Source organism: Anabaena sp. UHCC 0451, from assembly GCF_034931405.1.
In the GTDB taxonomy this organism is placed as follows: Bacteria; Cyanobacteriota; Cyanobacteriia; order Cyanobacteriales; family Nostocaceae; genus RDYJ01.
Genome location: NZ_JAYGHA010000001.1, coordinates 185,597 through 199,195, shown reverse-complemented (window position 1 = coordinate 199,195; position 13,599 = coordinate 185,597). Strand labels below are relative to the sequence as shown.

15 protein-coding genes are annotated in these 13,599 nt (G+C 40.0%); 5 read left to right on the top strand and 10 right to left on the bottom strand.

Annotated features, from left to right (window positions below):
- Nucleotides 1-8: 8 nt before the first annotated feature.
- Complete coding sequence (locus tag VB694_RS00840) at nt 9-1,025, top strand: 2-hydroxyacid dehydrogenase (RefSeq protein ID WP_323358416.1); 1,017 nt, start codon at nt 9-11, stop codon at nt 1,023-1,025.
- An 89-nt stretch (nt 1,026-1,114) separates the two neighbouring features.
- On the opposite strand, the gene VB694_RS00835 is transcribed toward VB694_RS00840, so the two are convergent.
- The 6 genes from VB694_RS00835 to VB694_RS00810 form a co-directional block, all read right to left on the bottom strand.
- Nucleotides 1,115-1,855, bottom strand: a complete 741-nt coding sequence (locus VB694_RS00835) for a M50 family metallopeptidase (RefSeq protein WP_323358415.1) — start codon at nt 1,853-1,855, stop codon at nt 1,115-1,117.
- Between the two features lie 93 nt (nt 1,856-1,948).
- A complete protein-coding gene (locus VB694_RS00830; protein ID WP_323358414.1) occupies nt 1,949-2,872 on the bottom strand; it encodes an FHA domain-containing protein in 924 nt (307 codons plus the stop codon).
- Nucleotides 2,873-2,968: 96 nt separating this feature from the next.
- Nucleotides 2,969-3,691, bottom strand: a complete 723-nt coding sequence (gene pgl / locus VB694_RS00825) for a 6-phosphogluconolactonase (RefSeq protein ID WP_323358413.1) — start codon at nt 3,689-3,691, stop codon at nt 2,969-2,971.
- A 233-nt stretch (nt 3,692-3,924) separates the two neighbouring features.
- A complete protein-coding gene (locus VB694_RS00820) occupies nt 3,925-4,710 on the bottom strand; it encodes an MlaE family lipid ABC transporter permease subunit (protein WP_323358412.1) in 786 nt (261 codons plus the stop codon).
- 65 nt (nt 4,711-4,775) lie between these two features.
- Nucleotides 4,776-5,519 (bottom strand): ribonuclease PH, encoded by a 744-nt coding sequence (rph, locus tag VB694_RS00815; RefSeq protein ID WP_323358411.1) that lies wholly within the window; start codon nt 5,517-5,519, stop codon nt 4,776-4,778.
- A 227-nt stretch (nt 5,520-5,746) separates the two neighbouring features.
- The gene (locus VB694_RS00810) at nt 5,747-6,328 is read right to left on the bottom strand and encodes a nucleoside monophosphate kinase (protein WP_323358410.1); all 582 of its coding nucleotides are present in this window, start codon (nt 6,326-6,328) and stop codon (nt 5,747-5,749) included.
- A gap of 270 nt (nt 6,329-6,598) precedes the next feature.
- On the opposite strand from VB694_RS00810, the gene VB694_RS00805 reads away from it, so the two are divergent.
- Entirely contained in the window at nt 6,599-7,135 is a 537-nt protein-coding gene (locus VB694_RS00805) for a P-loop NTPase family protein (RefSeq protein WP_323358409.1), read from the top strand.
- A gap of 248 nt (nt 7,136-7,383) precedes the next feature.
- Nucleotides 7,384-9,228 carry a bifunctional serine/threonine-protein kinase/formylglycine-generating enzyme family protein gene (locus tag VB694_RS00800; RefSeq protein WP_323358408.1) on the top strand — a complete coding sequence of 615 codons (1,845 nt, stop codon included), beginning with the start codon at nt 7,384-7,386 and terminating at the stop codon, nt 9,226-9,228.
- Between the two features lie 273 nt (nt 9,229-9,501).
- Here VB694_RS00800 and VB694_RS00795 read toward each other — a convergent pair whose 3' ends face one another.
- Together VB694_RS00795 and psbQ are read right to left on the bottom strand one after the other, a co-directional pair.
- On the bottom strand, nt 9,502-10,644 hold the full coding sequence (locus VB694_RS00795) for an FAD-dependent oxidoreductase (protein WP_323358407.1): 1,143 nt from the start codon (nt 10,642-10,644) through the stop codon (nt 9,502-9,504).
- A gap of 113 nt (nt 10,645-10,757) precedes the next feature.
- The gene (gene psbQ, locus VB694_RS00790) at nt 10,758-11,222 is read right to left on the bottom strand and encodes a photosystem II protein PsbQ (RefSeq protein ID WP_323358406.1); all 465 of its coding nucleotides are present in this window, start codon (nt 11,220-11,222) and stop codon (nt 10,758-10,760) included.
- Nucleotides 11,223-11,555: 333 nt separating this feature from the next.
- On the opposite strand from psbQ, the gene VB694_RS00785 reads away from it, so the two are divergent.
- Nucleotides 11,556-11,987 (top strand): hypothetical protein, encoded by a 432-nt coding sequence (locus tag VB694_RS00785; RefSeq protein WP_323358405.1) that lies wholly within the window; start codon nt 11,556-11,558, stop codon nt 11,985-11,987.
- A 683-nt stretch (nt 11,988-12,670) separates the two neighbouring features.
- Here the strand turns inward: VB694_RS00785 and VB694_RS00780 are convergent.
- Nucleotides 12,671-12,820, bottom strand: coding sequence for a hypothetical protein (locus VB694_RS00780; protein WP_323358404.1), 150 nt, complete (start codon nt 12,818-12,820; stop codon nt 12,671-12,673).
- Nucleotides 12,821-12,848: 28 nt separating this feature from the next.
- Here VB694_RS00780 and VB694_RS00775 point away from each other — a divergent pair, with 28 nt between their 5' ends.
- On the top strand, nt 12,849-12,992 hold the full coding sequence (locus VB694_RS00775; protein WP_323358403.1) for a hypothetical protein: 144 nt from the start codon (nt 12,849-12,851) through the stop codon (nt 12,990-12,992).
- Nucleotides 12,993-13,054: 62 nt separating this feature from the next.
- Here VB694_RS00775 and VB694_RS00770 read toward each other — a convergent pair whose 3' ends face one another.
- Nucleotides 13,055-13,546 carry a hypothetical protein gene (locus VB694_RS00770; protein ID WP_323358402.1) on the bottom strand — a complete coding sequence of 164 codons (492 nt, stop codon included), beginning with the start codon at nt 13,544-13,546 and terminating at the stop codon, nt 13,055-13,057.
- Between the last annotated feature and the right edge of the window lie 53 nt (nt 13,547-13,599).

The window sequence follows — 13,599 nt, the reverse complement described above, 5'->3', positions numbered from 1 at the left end:
AATTTTGGATGAAAGTAGCAGTTTTCAGTACAAAAACTTACGATAGGCAGTTTTTAGAAGCTGCAAATTTTCCGATTCAACATGAGTTGCTATTTTTTGAACCACGTCTGAATCGGGATACCGCCATCTTAGCAGCTGGATTTCCCTGTGTTTGTGCATTTGTCCATGATCAAGTTGATGCTTCGACTTTGGAAATTCTCGCTGCTGGGGGTACTCGTTTGATTGCTCTGCGTTGTGCAGGTTTCAATCATGTAGATTTAGCAACCGCAGCCAAGTTAGGAATTACCGTTGTCCGTGTACCAGCTTACTCACCCTATGGAGTAGCAGAACACGCTGTAGGACTGATTTTAAGCCTAAATCGCAAAATTCACCGCGCTTATAATCGTGTGCGGGAAGGTAATTTTTCTCTGAATGGGCTATTAGGATTTAACTTGTATGAGCGCACAGTGGGAATTATTGGTACAGGTAAAATCGGGCTGATCTTGGGACAGATTATGAAAGGTTTTGGCTGTAATCTCCTGGCCTATGATGTTTATCACAACCCAGATTTAGAAGCTCTAGGTGGAAAGTATGTGGAACTGCCAGAACTTTTTGCCAATGCTGATATTATCTCTCTACATTGTCCCCTGATGCCGGAAACTCATCACTTGATTAATAGTGAAGCGATCGCTCAAATGAAACCGGGTATGATGATTATTAACACTAGTCGGGGTGCGTTGATTGATACTCAAGCAGTAATTGAGGGGTTAAAGTCCGGTCAAATTGGTTATCTCGGTGTAGATGTTTACGAACAAGAATCAGAATTGTTTTTTGAAGATTTATCTGGGGAAATCATTCAAGATGATGTTTTCCAACGCTTGACCACATTTCCTAATGTCCTGATTACGGGACATCAAGCTTTCTTTACAGAAGAGGCTTTAAGAAATATTGCCGATACCACTTTTGCTAATATCGCTGACATTGAACAAGGTCGTTCTTGTGCCAATGAAATCCGCTATCAACCAGAAAAGGCTTTAGTTGGTTGATATTACTGTTCTAATTCATGAGAAATTAGCTCCTGAAAATCATCATCACAATGAGTATGCAGATGAACTTTTGTGATTTTTATTACCCATCATTGCGAACGATAGGCAACCCGCAGACTCTGCACTAAAATCACTAAAGAAGCCACAGCCATCAACCCACCCCAAAACCAATAAGGTAACAGTAAATATTTCTGCATTTGTGCTGTATCAGAAAGTCCTAAAGAGCCAGCACTATAACTAAAAAGATAATTTAATTGATGGTACGTACTCACACAAGCTTGCACACCCAAAAACTGAACAGCAAAACCCTGTACCCAGCGCGGAGTTCTTAAAGCTATTACTAAAATAATTAAACCTAAGATGGGAATTGCTATCAACCCAAACCAAGAACGTACCCAAACTAATGTAGAAAATAGCAAAAAGCCTCCCAAGATTTTCAAACTCAGGGAAGCGGCTTTAAAACTGCGGGAAGCGAGAATTAAAGCTGCACCAGCAATAGGTGGACCCATTGGACCTGCGGCTGCAACTAAAGCTGGACCAATCGGAGCAAATGTGGAGCGCATAGTATAACTAGCAACACCAGAACCATTACTAAATATCTGTAATTTCTGGAAATTTCCCCCTAACATCAGCGCCATCAAGCCATGACCCATTTCATGAAACCACGTCGCCAAGATAGTAAATGGGTATAAAATATAATCACCTGTTGGGAATTGCCACAAAACAGCAGTGGCGATCGCAGCCCCCACAAGCCAATTTAAGCCCATCCGTTCTAATTCTGGAGGGGCTTCTTGAGTCAGAAAAGGTTGAAAATCTTTCTTGTCCCGCATTGGTTATATCCTTAATATATAATCCGTAACTCGTATTTTATAATTACTCATTATTAATTACGAATTACGAATTATCAATTACGAATTATTCCTCTAAGAGAGTTGAAATAAGAAAGTTACCAAATCTCCCTTACCCAGACTGATACGATCTCCTGGACGTAAGCGGTGTCTATTTCCTGGTAATAGCGGCAAATTATTAATATAAGTGCCGTTAGAACTACCCACATCTTCTATATAATGAGCATCTCCCTCAATACGGATATCTGCATGAATCCGAGAGACAATTTCTGAATTGGGAAATCCAGCCACATCAATATCTGGAGGAATGTGATCGTTAGGTTTACCAATATGAACCACAGAGAGATTTTGCGGTAATTCAATTTCTTGATTACTCTGGACGTGGAATAACCTCGCCACCACCTGTTGTAATTGAGTTCTAGATGCTACTACCGCAGGTGTAAATGGAACTACTGGTTCTGGAGGTGGAACTGGTGCAGGTTCTGGAACTGGTATTGGTGTAGGTGGAGCTACTGGTGCAGGTTCTGGAACTGGTATTGGTGCAGGTGGAGCTACTGGTTCTGGAGGTAGAACTGGTGCAGGTTCTGGAACTGGTATTGGTGCAGGTGGAACTACTGCTTCTGGAGGTGGAACTGGTGCGGGTATTGGTTGTGGTGCTGCCACTACTGTCGGTGGTAAGTTGAAAGCAGCGGGAGGATTAGCAGGAGCGTTGAGACCTAAAGCATCTGGTTGTAAAAGTTCTAACATTGGGTCAGGACTGACCAATGGTGGTACTTCCACAGGAATATTGGGAGTCATTGCTTCTCCCACTACTGTTGCTTCTGCTGCGGCCGCATTAGAGTGTAAGTTATAGCCACACTGTCCGCAAAAAGCAGCATCTGTCTGCACAGTTGCCCCACAACTGGGACAGTTTGTAGTTGCTGGTAACGGCGTGTAGCAAGCTTCACACTGAACAGCGCCGTCTGGATTGGGATGATTGCAATTCGGGCAGACGATCATGGATTTAAGCCTTTGTCAAGGTCATCGTAAAATATATTACTAGTAAGCAGTTGTAAGTTGTACCTATGACTTGTTAACTGTTAACTGTTAACTGATTTAGGGTTTAACTTCTAAACCTGCTGCTGCATCTAGCAGCCATAACAATTCTCCTTGGGGTTTAATCAAGCGAGATGGATAGGTAAAATCATCAGCTACGGGTGCAAAAATTTGTGCTAGAGCAGGTCGTTTATTAGCACCAGCAACTGCGAAAATTACGCTACGCGCAGCGTTGATAAATGGGTAAGTGAAGGTGATCCGAGGATTACCATCTTTATTGCCCACAGTAATCAAGCGATCGCGTACATTCAGAGCTTCGGTGTGGGGAAATAAAGATGCTGTGTGGGCATCATCACCCATTCCCAATAAAACTACATCCAAAGCGGGAAAATTTCCTGGTGCAGAATGGAAAAATTCTTGCAGATGCTGTTCATATTTAGCCGCATCTACCGTTGGATTGGCTGATAAAGTGGGTATGGCATGAATATTAGTCGCCGGGATAGCTACGCGATCTAACCATGCAACACGAGCCATTAATTCATTGCTATCAGGGTGGTTTGATGGTACATAACGCTCATCTCCCCAGAATACATGAATTTTATCCCAAGGTAGGTCTAAAGAGCCTATTGCTTCGTACAATGGCTTAGGTGTGCTACCACCAGATAAGGCAATAGTAAATTGCCCTCGTTCCTGAATGGCAGTTGCCAATTTGGACAGGATCACATCTAGCGCCCGTGCTACCAGCGCCGATAGATCCGGTAAAATTTCAACCGTTTTGTTCATGACTTTATCATTACAGAGCCGACTTCCAGCAATACAATACCTAACTTTTAACAGTTTCCCTTTTTAACTTTTGAAACTTTTAACATCATCAGGAGGCAGGAAGCAGGAAATAGGAGGACAGAGGTGTTTATTCCCTTGTACCTTTGTACACTCTTCTTGCCGATCACTGTTATAACTAGCAACTTGGTTTATTATCTGATAACTGTTAACTGATAACTGTTAACTGATAACTGTTAAAGTACAGGCTTTTCAAACAGTAGCAACGCCAATACAAAATCCATGATAAAAATTGCTACCCAAGTAGTTACAACTGCCGTTGTCGCAGATTCTCCTACTTCCTTAGCTCCTCCCTTGGTAGTGAGTCCCCAACTACAGCCATTAACTGCAACTATCAGTCCAAAAATCAACCCTTTGAGCAAAATAATTAACACATCTGAAGGCAGTAAAAAATCTCGGACTGACTCTAAAAATGTCTCTGGTTGCACTTGATAAAAATATGATGCGGCAAAAGCTCCGCTTGTGATGCCCATAACTACTGCCAAAATCATCATCACTGGCATCATCAGACAGCAAGCAATCACTCTCGGCAGCACGAGATAATCAATGGGATCGGTTTTGAGCATATAAAGAGCGTCAATCTGTTCTGTAACTCGCATAGCTCCTATTTCTGCTGCAAATGCTGAACCCACTTGTCCGGCAATAATACTGGCAGTCAAGAGAGGTGCTAATTCTCTGCAAAAAGCCAAAGCAAAAGCACCTCCCACAGATTCAACAGCCCCAAATCTGACTAATTCTCTGGCTGTTTGGATGGTGAAAATCATGCCCGCAAAACAACTGACTAACAGAACTGGTGAGAGGGACGCAGGTCCAACTTTCACGGTATGTTCTAGAATCTTCCGGTAATAAGTTTTCCCTTGAAGTATGTGCAGCGAGATTTGACCAAAAAGCAATACTGTGGACAAACAGCGGACAATCCACAATTGCTCTAAATTTCTTGTTGGTTGCAAGTTTACCGCCATTAGTCCTTACTTTATTATTAAGTCAGTATTCAACACAAGTGACCACAGGCGGGAAATATTGCATCTTAGTCTTCTGCAAAGACGGCATTCCAGTCTGCAATTCCATCCCGTTGAGCAATCAATAATTCCTGTATTCCTTTTTGGGCAACATCTAATAACTGATTCAGCTGCTGACGGCTAAAACTGCCTTCTTCGGCTGTTCCCTGGACTTCAATAATTTCCAGTTTGTGATTCATGACCACGTTAAAATCTACAGTTGCGGCTACGTCTTCAATATAATTGAGATCCAAAAATGCTTCTCCCCCCAATAAGCCGACGGATACCCCTGCTACTTGTCTACACAAAGGCGATCGCTCTAATACCCCTTGCTGCAATAATTGAGAAATAGCATGGGCTAAAGCCACAAAACCACCTGTAATGGCTGTTGTTCTCGTTCCCGCATCTGCTTGTAACACGTCTGCATCTACAGTCAGCGTCCGTTCTCCCAACACCTCAAAATCTAAAGCTGCCCTTAAACTGCGGCCAATTAAACGTTGAATTTCTTGTGTCCGTCCCGATAATTTCAATAATTCCCTTTCCTTTCGTTGTTGTGTCGCAGATGGCAACATCCGATATTCAGCTGTTAACCAACCTTTGCCACTACCTGTTAAAAACCTGGGTACTCCCTCGGTGACACTCACAGTACAAAGTACCTGAGTATCACCGCATTTTGCCAAAACCGAACCAGGCGCAAAGCGGGTAAAATGAGGATAAAAACTCAGTGGACGAAGTTCATCGGGGTTTCGACCGTCGGGACGTTGCCAAGCCATTGGAATTGCCTCAAAATTTTACCATTCTGCCTTTAGATTACCAAAAACATGGGGATTGGGGATTGGGGATTGGGGATTGGGGATTGGGGATTGGGGATTGGGGATTGGGGATTGGGGATTGGGAAAAATTAATCAACTCTTACTTCTTTATTCGCTGTCACCTGTCACCTGTCACCTGTCACCTGTCACCTGTCACCTGTCACCTGTCACCTGTCACCTGTCACCTGTCACCTATTACCAAGTAAACTGAGAATATTGTGCTGTACTTGTTCTGGTGAATCGTCACCATTGATAGTTAACAGACGGCGACGACGGTCATAATATTCTAAAATGGGGATAGTGCGATCATAGAATAACTCTACACGCCGCTGGACAATTTCTGGTTGATCATCTGGGAGCGATCGCCCTAAAGAACGACTAACCATGACTGCTTCTGGTACTTGCAGATACAAAGCATGATCTAGCTTTTGTTCTAAATTGTCTAACAAAAAATCTAATTCTTCTGCTTGAAAAGCAGTACGGGGATAGCCTTCTAAGATCCAACCACAATCAATATCCTGCTGAATGAGACGCAATTTGACAAATTCAATCATCACCTCATCTGGGACTAATTCCCCTTTTTCTACATAAGGTTGGGCATAGCGGACTAAATCATACAATTCACTATAACCATTCACTGAATTTTCTCCAGATATGGCTTCCCTTAAAATCTCACCCGTCGAAATCAGAGGAATTTCAAAGTATTTGCAGAGCCTTTGTGCTTGAGTGCTTTTTCCCGATCCTGAACCTCCTAAAATCACCAATTTCACAGCAATTTACTCCTCATCATCTCAAATTCATCATTACCTAACTGCAAATTTTTGTTTTTATTTTTACAAAAACTTTTCTGCAAAAAACCAAAATGTAAATTACTATGGTTATTGACCTAAAAAGCAATCTAGTATTTGTATTTGACTAAATAATGTTAATCTTACACATACCCTCTTGGCAGTACAAAGCAAACTAATTATACAGTTTAAATTTACGATTACTACTATAACAGCCAATTCATCTATTCTGACTCTTTAACTTTAGCCATTATGGTTGCCCAATTAGAAACCCCAAGTATCAATTCGACTCTCAGTTTATCATATTCCCTCGATGGATTAGTACAAGTTTTCACTAGTTCTCATCGTAACTTTTTTACTAGTGTTATTTCCCAATCTCTGAGAATTGCGGGACAAGGTACACCAGTATTAATAGTGCAATTTCTCAAAGGTGGTATTCGTCAAGGACATGACAAACCTATCCAAATGGGGCAAAATTTAGATTGGATACGCTGTGATTTACCACGTTGCATTGATACACCACATCTAGATGAAACTGAAAGTCAAGCTTTACAAAGCTTATGGAAATATACACAACAAGTAGTATCTGAAGGTAAATATTCTCTTGTTGTTTTAGATGAGTTAAGTTTAGCTATGAACTTTGGCTTAATTCCAGAAGCTGAGGTTTTAGAGTTTCTGACAAAACGACCTCCTCATGTTGATATTATTCTCACAGGTCCAGAAATGCCGAAATCTCTATTGGATGTAGCAGACCAAATTACAGAAATTCGTCGCAGTCATCAGCCTTAGATATTAACTTCGCGCACTTTGCGTACTTTGCGGTATGTCTATGGCTTCTGCGTCACCATGCAAGCTATCGACGCGCTCCGCGAAAGTTCCTAATAAACATTTTCAAAGGTCAAACAGTAATATTATATTGGAAATATGTGCGCCCATATATATACGCTTATTTATTAATATTGCTTTGATAACTGATAACTGATAAATGATTAAAAATTGGGGCTGACTTTGGACAAAATGCTCTCTTCTCCTCAGCCATGCAAATTTGTCAAAATCCCAATTGTTCAAACCCATTCAACCCTGACTACAGTAAATTTTGCATTGTTTGTGGGCATGGTACATTTGGTGAAATGCTCAGAAACCGTTACCGTGTTTTGCGATTATTAGGTGAAGGTGGGTTTAGCAAAACTTACGCAGCAGAAGACGTAGACAGACTCAACGCACCTTGCGTTATTAAGCAATTTTTCCCTCAAGTTCAGGGAACAGGACAACGTGCAAAAGCAGCAGAATTTTTCAAAGAAGAGGCTTTTAGATTATATGAACTAGGAGAAAATCATTCCCAAATTCCCCGGTTACTAGCTTACTTTGAACAAGGTTCTAGCTTGTATTTAGTGCAGGAATTTATTATTGGTAAAACTCTTCTAGAAGAAGTACAAGAACAAGCTTATAATGAAACAGAAATTCGTCAACTGCTATTAGATTTATTACCTATTCTTGATTTTATCCACCAAAAAAATGTTATTCATCGGGATATCAAACCAGAGAATATTATTAGAAGAAATGCAGATCAAAAACCTGTATTAATTGACTTTGGTGGTGCAAAACAAGTTACCCATACAAGTATTGCTAGACAAGCAACAGCTATTTATACTTTAGGTTATGCACCAACAGAACAAATGGCAGGTTTTGCTTGTCATGCGAGTGATTTATATGCTTTAGGTGTAACTTGCGTGCGGTTATTAACTCAAGATTTACCAATGCAACATACTTATGGACTAAAAGATGTTCTTTATGATCCGATGAATGCAAAATGGTTGTGGGAAGAACGTTTACAAAAAAAAGGTATTATTATTAGTGATGAGTTAAATAAAATTTTAGATAAATTACTGCAACATTTTCCTCGTGATAGATATCAGTCAGCGGCGGAAGTTTTGCATGATTTAAAAATTGAAATATCTCCACCAGTTGCCTTGCAAATCATCCCTATTCCTCAACAAGAAGCAACACCAATAATACCAACATCAACAATACCCAAAAACATTGTTCCCATTCCCCCATTAGAAAGTTTTAATTTTGAGGTTGTGACTGTAGATACGGGAGGGAGAGAGATTAACCGTGATAGACGTAGCAGCAAATTCTTTGCTGAAGAATTAAATAAAAACGTTACTTTAGAAATGGTATCAATTCCTGGTGGTAGTTTTTTGATGGGTTCACCAAACCTTGAAGGTAATGCTGATGAACATCCTCAACATAAAGTTATAGTCCCACCTTTTTTTATGGGGAAATATCCGATTACTCAATCACAATGGAAAGCGGTTGCAGCTTTACCGCAAGTTACCCAAGCTTTAAATCTCAATCCTACAAAATTTAAAGGTGCAAATTTACCAATAGAAAATATTTCTTGGTATGAAGCAGTAGAATTTTGTTTGCGGTTATCGCTGAAAACAGGCAGAAATTATCGTTTACCTAGTGAAGCAGAATGGGAATATGCTTGTCGTGCGGGAACTACGACTTCTTTTCATTTTGGGGAAACTATTACTTCTGAATTAATTAATTGTAGTGGTAGTGATATTTATGCAGTTGAACCAAAAAGCAACTTCTACAAAGAAACGACAAATGTAGGCAGTTTTTATGTAGCAAATGCCTTTGGTTTGTATGATATGCACGGGTTAGTTTGGGAATGGTGTGCTGACCCTTGGCATAATAATTATGATGGCGCACCTATGGATGGTAGTATTTGGGACGTTGATGGTGATATCCATCGTCGGGTTTTGCGTGGTGGTGCTTGGAATTTCAGTGCAGAACTTTGTCGCAGTGCTAGTCGCAGTTGGAATGAAGCTGAGAGTGGTTTAAGGATATCGGGTTTTCGGGTGGTGTTGTAAGTAAGTAAATTGTTTTCAGCGACTGGAAGTCGCTGCTATACAGACAAAACCCACCTCCGTGGGTTTCAAACCCTTGATTTTTCATTAGTCCACGCAGGTGGTGAGACCAGCCCTGTAGGCGGGTTTCCCGCCATAGGGAACTGGCGTGCCACTTCGTGGAGCTTTGCTAACGCGTAGCGTGCCGGAGGCATTCACCATAAGGGACTTTGCTTGTGTAGTAGCGATTTTTAATCGCTCAAAACTTTTCAGGCATCCTATTAAATTGGTCAATCTCTATGGAGAAACGATCATTTTTTGGACGGCTGAAGCTGTAGCAGGTGCGAGTAAAACACCATTGCGATAATGACCAGTAGCTAAGATAATATTGCTAAAACCTGGTAATTTATCAATAACAGGTGCTGGTCTACCTTCAGGACGGGGACGTAAACCAGACCAGGTGCGAAGAACTTTAGCCGCTGCTAAATCTGGACACAATGCAATCGCTTCTTGTCGCAAAGATTCCAGTAATTCTTTCTTGGCAAATATCTCATCTTCATCATTGGGAAATTCTACCGTAGCCCCCACCCAATAATCACCGCTACCCATAGGTACAAGATGGACATCATTACCAGTAACCACGGGTTGAAATTCAGGATTTCCTAAAAACCGGCCTAAACTTAAGTATAAAGCCTGTCCCAATACTGGACGAATATGCACCTTGTGGTTTAATTGTGTAGTCAGTAACGTTGAACCCAAGCCAGCAGCGACAATAAACCAATCTGCGTTGATAGTACCTTCTGAAGTTTCAATAGATTTAAGTTGCTCAGTAACTGTAGGTGATATTTGTATTAATTGAGAAGATGGAGTTTGATTATTTTTGACAGATACGCCAAATTTAAATTTTACGCCATTGCGTTGAGCCGCATCGACTAAAGCTAAAGTTAAAGCTGTGGGGTTGAGTTGACGGTCTTGAGGAGAATAAACAGCACCAATAAGATTAGGGTGATTAATTTGAGGACAGAATTCCTGAAGTTTTTCCTTGTCCCACACAGCTAACTGCCAACCTTGAGATTTGCGAACTTCCCGCAATTGTTCCCATTCTGTCATCACTTCCACACCACTTTCTAAAGGGTGTTCTGAGTTTTCCGACAATAGCATGACGATTCCCTGACGGTTAAAAGGGATTTTCCGCCCTGTAATCCCTTCCAGTTCAGGAATCAAAGTTTCATAACGTTGTATACTTTCTTGGCGCATTTGCCAAGCTTTACCCTTAATTTTATGGCTGATTACGCCCATTAAAACACCGAGAGCAGCAGCTGTTGAACCTTGTGCTGGTTGGTTTTTATCGAAAACAGTGATATTTAAACCTTTAACTTGGCTGAGTTGATATGCGATCGCTGCCCCAACTACACCACAACCGATAATTACTACATTCATGACTTTTGTGAACAGTGAGGGGTGAAGAGTAAAGAGTTTCCTCTTCACCCTATCACTTCATTACCCTAGCGTTTTGTGACTCAAGATTCACCACTCAGGAAACGCTGACTAATCTAAGATTCAGCTTGAGGACTGCTTTCTGGAATCAATTGTAGGAACTTGTCAACATCTACAAAAACGTCTTTGTAGGCACTTAAAGCCAGATTGGTGTTACCTGCACTAGCAGCTTGGTCAATTCTCACCAAGTGAGTCAGTAAATCCTTTGTAATCTGTCTAGCTTGAGGTTGGTCTTGGGGTACTAAGTTAGGGATGACATAAGTCATATTTAATCTGGCTTCTGTCATTGGTCCATGAATAAAATTACCCACTTTAATCCATTCACCGCTTTGAATCAGGTTGTTGAGTTCTTTTGAGCGATCGCGCACTACCTGAATATCAGGAACATATACCTGAATTTTCGCCAGTTGATCTGGTGTGTAAGTTGGAGGTGCAGTAGCGACACTAGGACCACCACAACTGATCAGGAATGTGGTTAAGATTACGAGAATCAGGGACAAAATAGAGCGTTGACGCACCATAAACGGAAATTAATTTGCTGTTGGTTTACCGATTTACAGTGTCATTTTAGATCGCTACTGTGATTTATCGTTCCTGTTCGGCAAAGTTTTTACAGAAAATTCCCTAAAATTTACCAGTAGTTGGCGACTATACAGTCAAAAGGTAGATTTTCTGGTCAATCTGCATATTTTTTCAAGTATCATTACTCCAGAAAATGTGAGGAAATCATAATTCACAGTTGCTAAATTTGCGATCTTCTTGATAAGCTGAAACACTAATTAAAATCAGCCTGATAGCGGGTTTTCGATTTTCCCATCCCTCAAAGGCCAATGCAAGATTAGGAGAGTTTTAACGTGAATGCAGCTGAACAAGCAACAAATCTTGAACTCACCAGCAAAATTGCTACCGTAGTTAATTTGTTTAAATTAGAGTTTCCTGATGCTAAATCGGATCTTAAACCTTGGCATAATGACCCAGAAACCAGGGAATTAGTAGATCCAGATTCTATAGATATCGGGTTTCATTTTCCGGGAATCAGCAAATCTTGGCGCTGTCGCAGTATTTTAATTCAAATCCGTTTTTATCAAGATCCTATCCACAAATCTCGGCGTGCTATTGGTATTGAAGTTTCAGGATTTGACCATCGTGGCCAAGTTTGGCGACTTTCAACCGTAGACCAATGGAATTTTGTGGGTGAGTCCTTACCTTCCCCTACTGTTGAGGAAAAACTCAAACAGATTTGCCGACAAATTTTAGAAATCTTTAACCTCGATGGCAAGTTATAAGTAGGTTAGCGTTAAAAATTGTCGTTATGGTAAGGGAATAGGGAACAGGAAAAAAATTTTAACTTTCTAGTTTTTTAATAATACTAATAATCATTCTGCTTTACTAGGCATAATAAATTAAGAATCATTTCTATATCTTTTTATGAGCATAGTCTGACGCGCTTAGATAAAATTAGGTGAGTTTATAATTCATTAACTGGACTTTGTGCTATGTTTAAAGTTTTATATATTCTCTTCTATATCGTCGCCCATATCCTTAAGCTATATTAGCACCGAATGGATACAGCAATTATTCTGATTTGTTGTACCATAATATATGGCTCATCTTTGGGAAAAAGTTGAGTGAGGAAATAGCACCTTTGGTGCAATATCCATCCCTTTTTGCCAAATTATTAAATCCTTAAGAGTGTTCCAAGTAAAAAAATGCCCAATTTTAATTCGGAATGAAACGCATCGGAATGAATCTCTCTAACAGATGTTGCGATCGCAATGAGTAGTTTTGGATCATTTATTGGTTGGAACATTCTAAAGTGATTAATATTTGACATTCTTCCTGTTCCCTGTTGCCTGTTCCCTTCTACTATTAGTTTAGTATACTAAGTCCAGTAGAGCCTAATGGAGTTACCAGATAACAGAAATCTCCAAAATTTTCTGCGATAAATAAATTCTCTAAGTTGAATTAATCAGCGCCCAAATATTCCCCAGGTGTTATCTACCATCAACACCACACCGAGAAAATATATGCGCTTTCCCCCATCTAGTAAACAAGGTAACTTTTCCGTTGTATCTGCTGTTAAATGTGTCAGCTTTACGTTTTTTTTTGGAACTTTCATCTTTTGCGGTTTTTATATAGGTTCTTTCATGATTTCTTATGTTACATCCAGCTTAAACACTATTCACCCTACCTCAATTCCTGGTATTGAAGACCAAGAAAAATGTCAGTCAACTGGCAGAGTTTGGCGTAATGATAAATGTTGGGATGATCAACACAATCCCTCATTTTAATATTTATGTCTTGGAGGGTAACAGGTCAACAATATACCTTATCTCTCCATTCCCCTGCTTTATTACCAAAAAGATATAAAATTCCAATGTTCTGCTTCTGGATTATTATCTTCTGGATCTTGCGGATATTCTGTATTTTCTGGTGTTTCTAAATTTCCATTTCCTTGAATTAAATTATCATATTCACCTGAATCATACCATTTTAATAATTCTCCAGTTCGCATGATTATCCAAGAAAGTCTAGCTTCGGAATAGCTTAATATTTTTGTGACTTTATCCAAACTATCTAAGTTACTGGATGTAAATTCACGAGATTGCATCAAAAAATCATCAATGACATTATCTGTTAAATATTCTTCAGGCAAACCTGCAAGTTTCATCAGTGCAGTTGTAGCAATATTAATATTTTGACAAGCTAATAAACCCGCACGATCCGCTGTTAATTTAGCCATCATCACCCAATTATATAAACCTAATTCAAATCCACTAGCGACTAAACCACCAAGTCCCAATGTGGTACTACTCAATAAATTTTTTAAACTTGTCTTATACAACGGCACTTTTTTCGATACAGAAAATAGAAAATAGATCCCCGACTTCTTAAAGA

Bases quoted from the DNA above. Each gene is read 5' to 3' on its own strand.
- VB694_RS00840 (WP_323358416.1), top strand. From the start codon at position 9: ATGAAAGTAGCAGTTTTCAGTACAAAAACTTACGATAGGCAGTTTTTA.
- VB694_RS00835 (WP_323358415.1), bottom strand. From the start codon at position 1,855: ATGCGGGACAAGAAAGATTTTCAACCTTTTCTGACTCAAGAAGCCCCT.
- VB694_RS00830 (WP_323358414.1), bottom strand. From the start codon at position 2,872: ATGATCGTCTGCCCGAATTGCAATCATCCCAATCCAGACGGCGCTGTT.
- pgl (WP_323358413.1), bottom strand. From the start codon at position 3,691: ATGAACAAAACGGTTGAAATTTTACCGGATCTATCGGCGCTGGTAGCA.
- VB694_RS00820 (WP_323358412.1), bottom strand. From the start codon at position 4,710: ATGGCGGTAAACTTGCAACCAACAAGAAATTTAGAGCAATTGTGGATT.
- rph (WP_323358411.1), bottom strand. From the start codon at position 5,519: ATGGCTTGGCAACGTCCCGACGGTCGAAACCCCGATGAACTTCGTCCA.
- VB694_RS00805 (WP_323358409.1), top strand. From the start codon at position 6,599: ATGGTTGCCCAATTAGAAACCCCAAGTATCAATTCGACTCTCAGTTTA.
- VB694_RS00800 (WP_323358408.1), top strand. From the start codon at position 7,384: ATGCAAATTTGTCAAAATCCCAATTGTTCAAACCCATTCAACCCTGAC.
- VB694_RS00795 (WP_323358407.1), bottom strand. From the start codon at position 10,644: ATGAATGTAGTAATTATCGGTTGTGGTGTAGTTGGGGCAGCGATCGCA.
- psbQ (WP_323358406.1), bottom strand. From the start codon at position 11,222: ATGGTGCGTCAACGCTCTATTTTGTCCCTGATTCTCGTAATCTTAACC.
- VB694_RS00780 (WP_323358404.1), bottom strand. From the start codon at position 12,820: ATGAAAGTTCCAAAAAAAAACGTAAAGCTGACACATTTAACAGCAGAT.
- VB694_RS00775 (WP_323358403.1), top strand. From the start codon at position 12,849: ATGATTTCTTATGTTACATCCAGCTTAAACACTATTCACCCTACCTCA.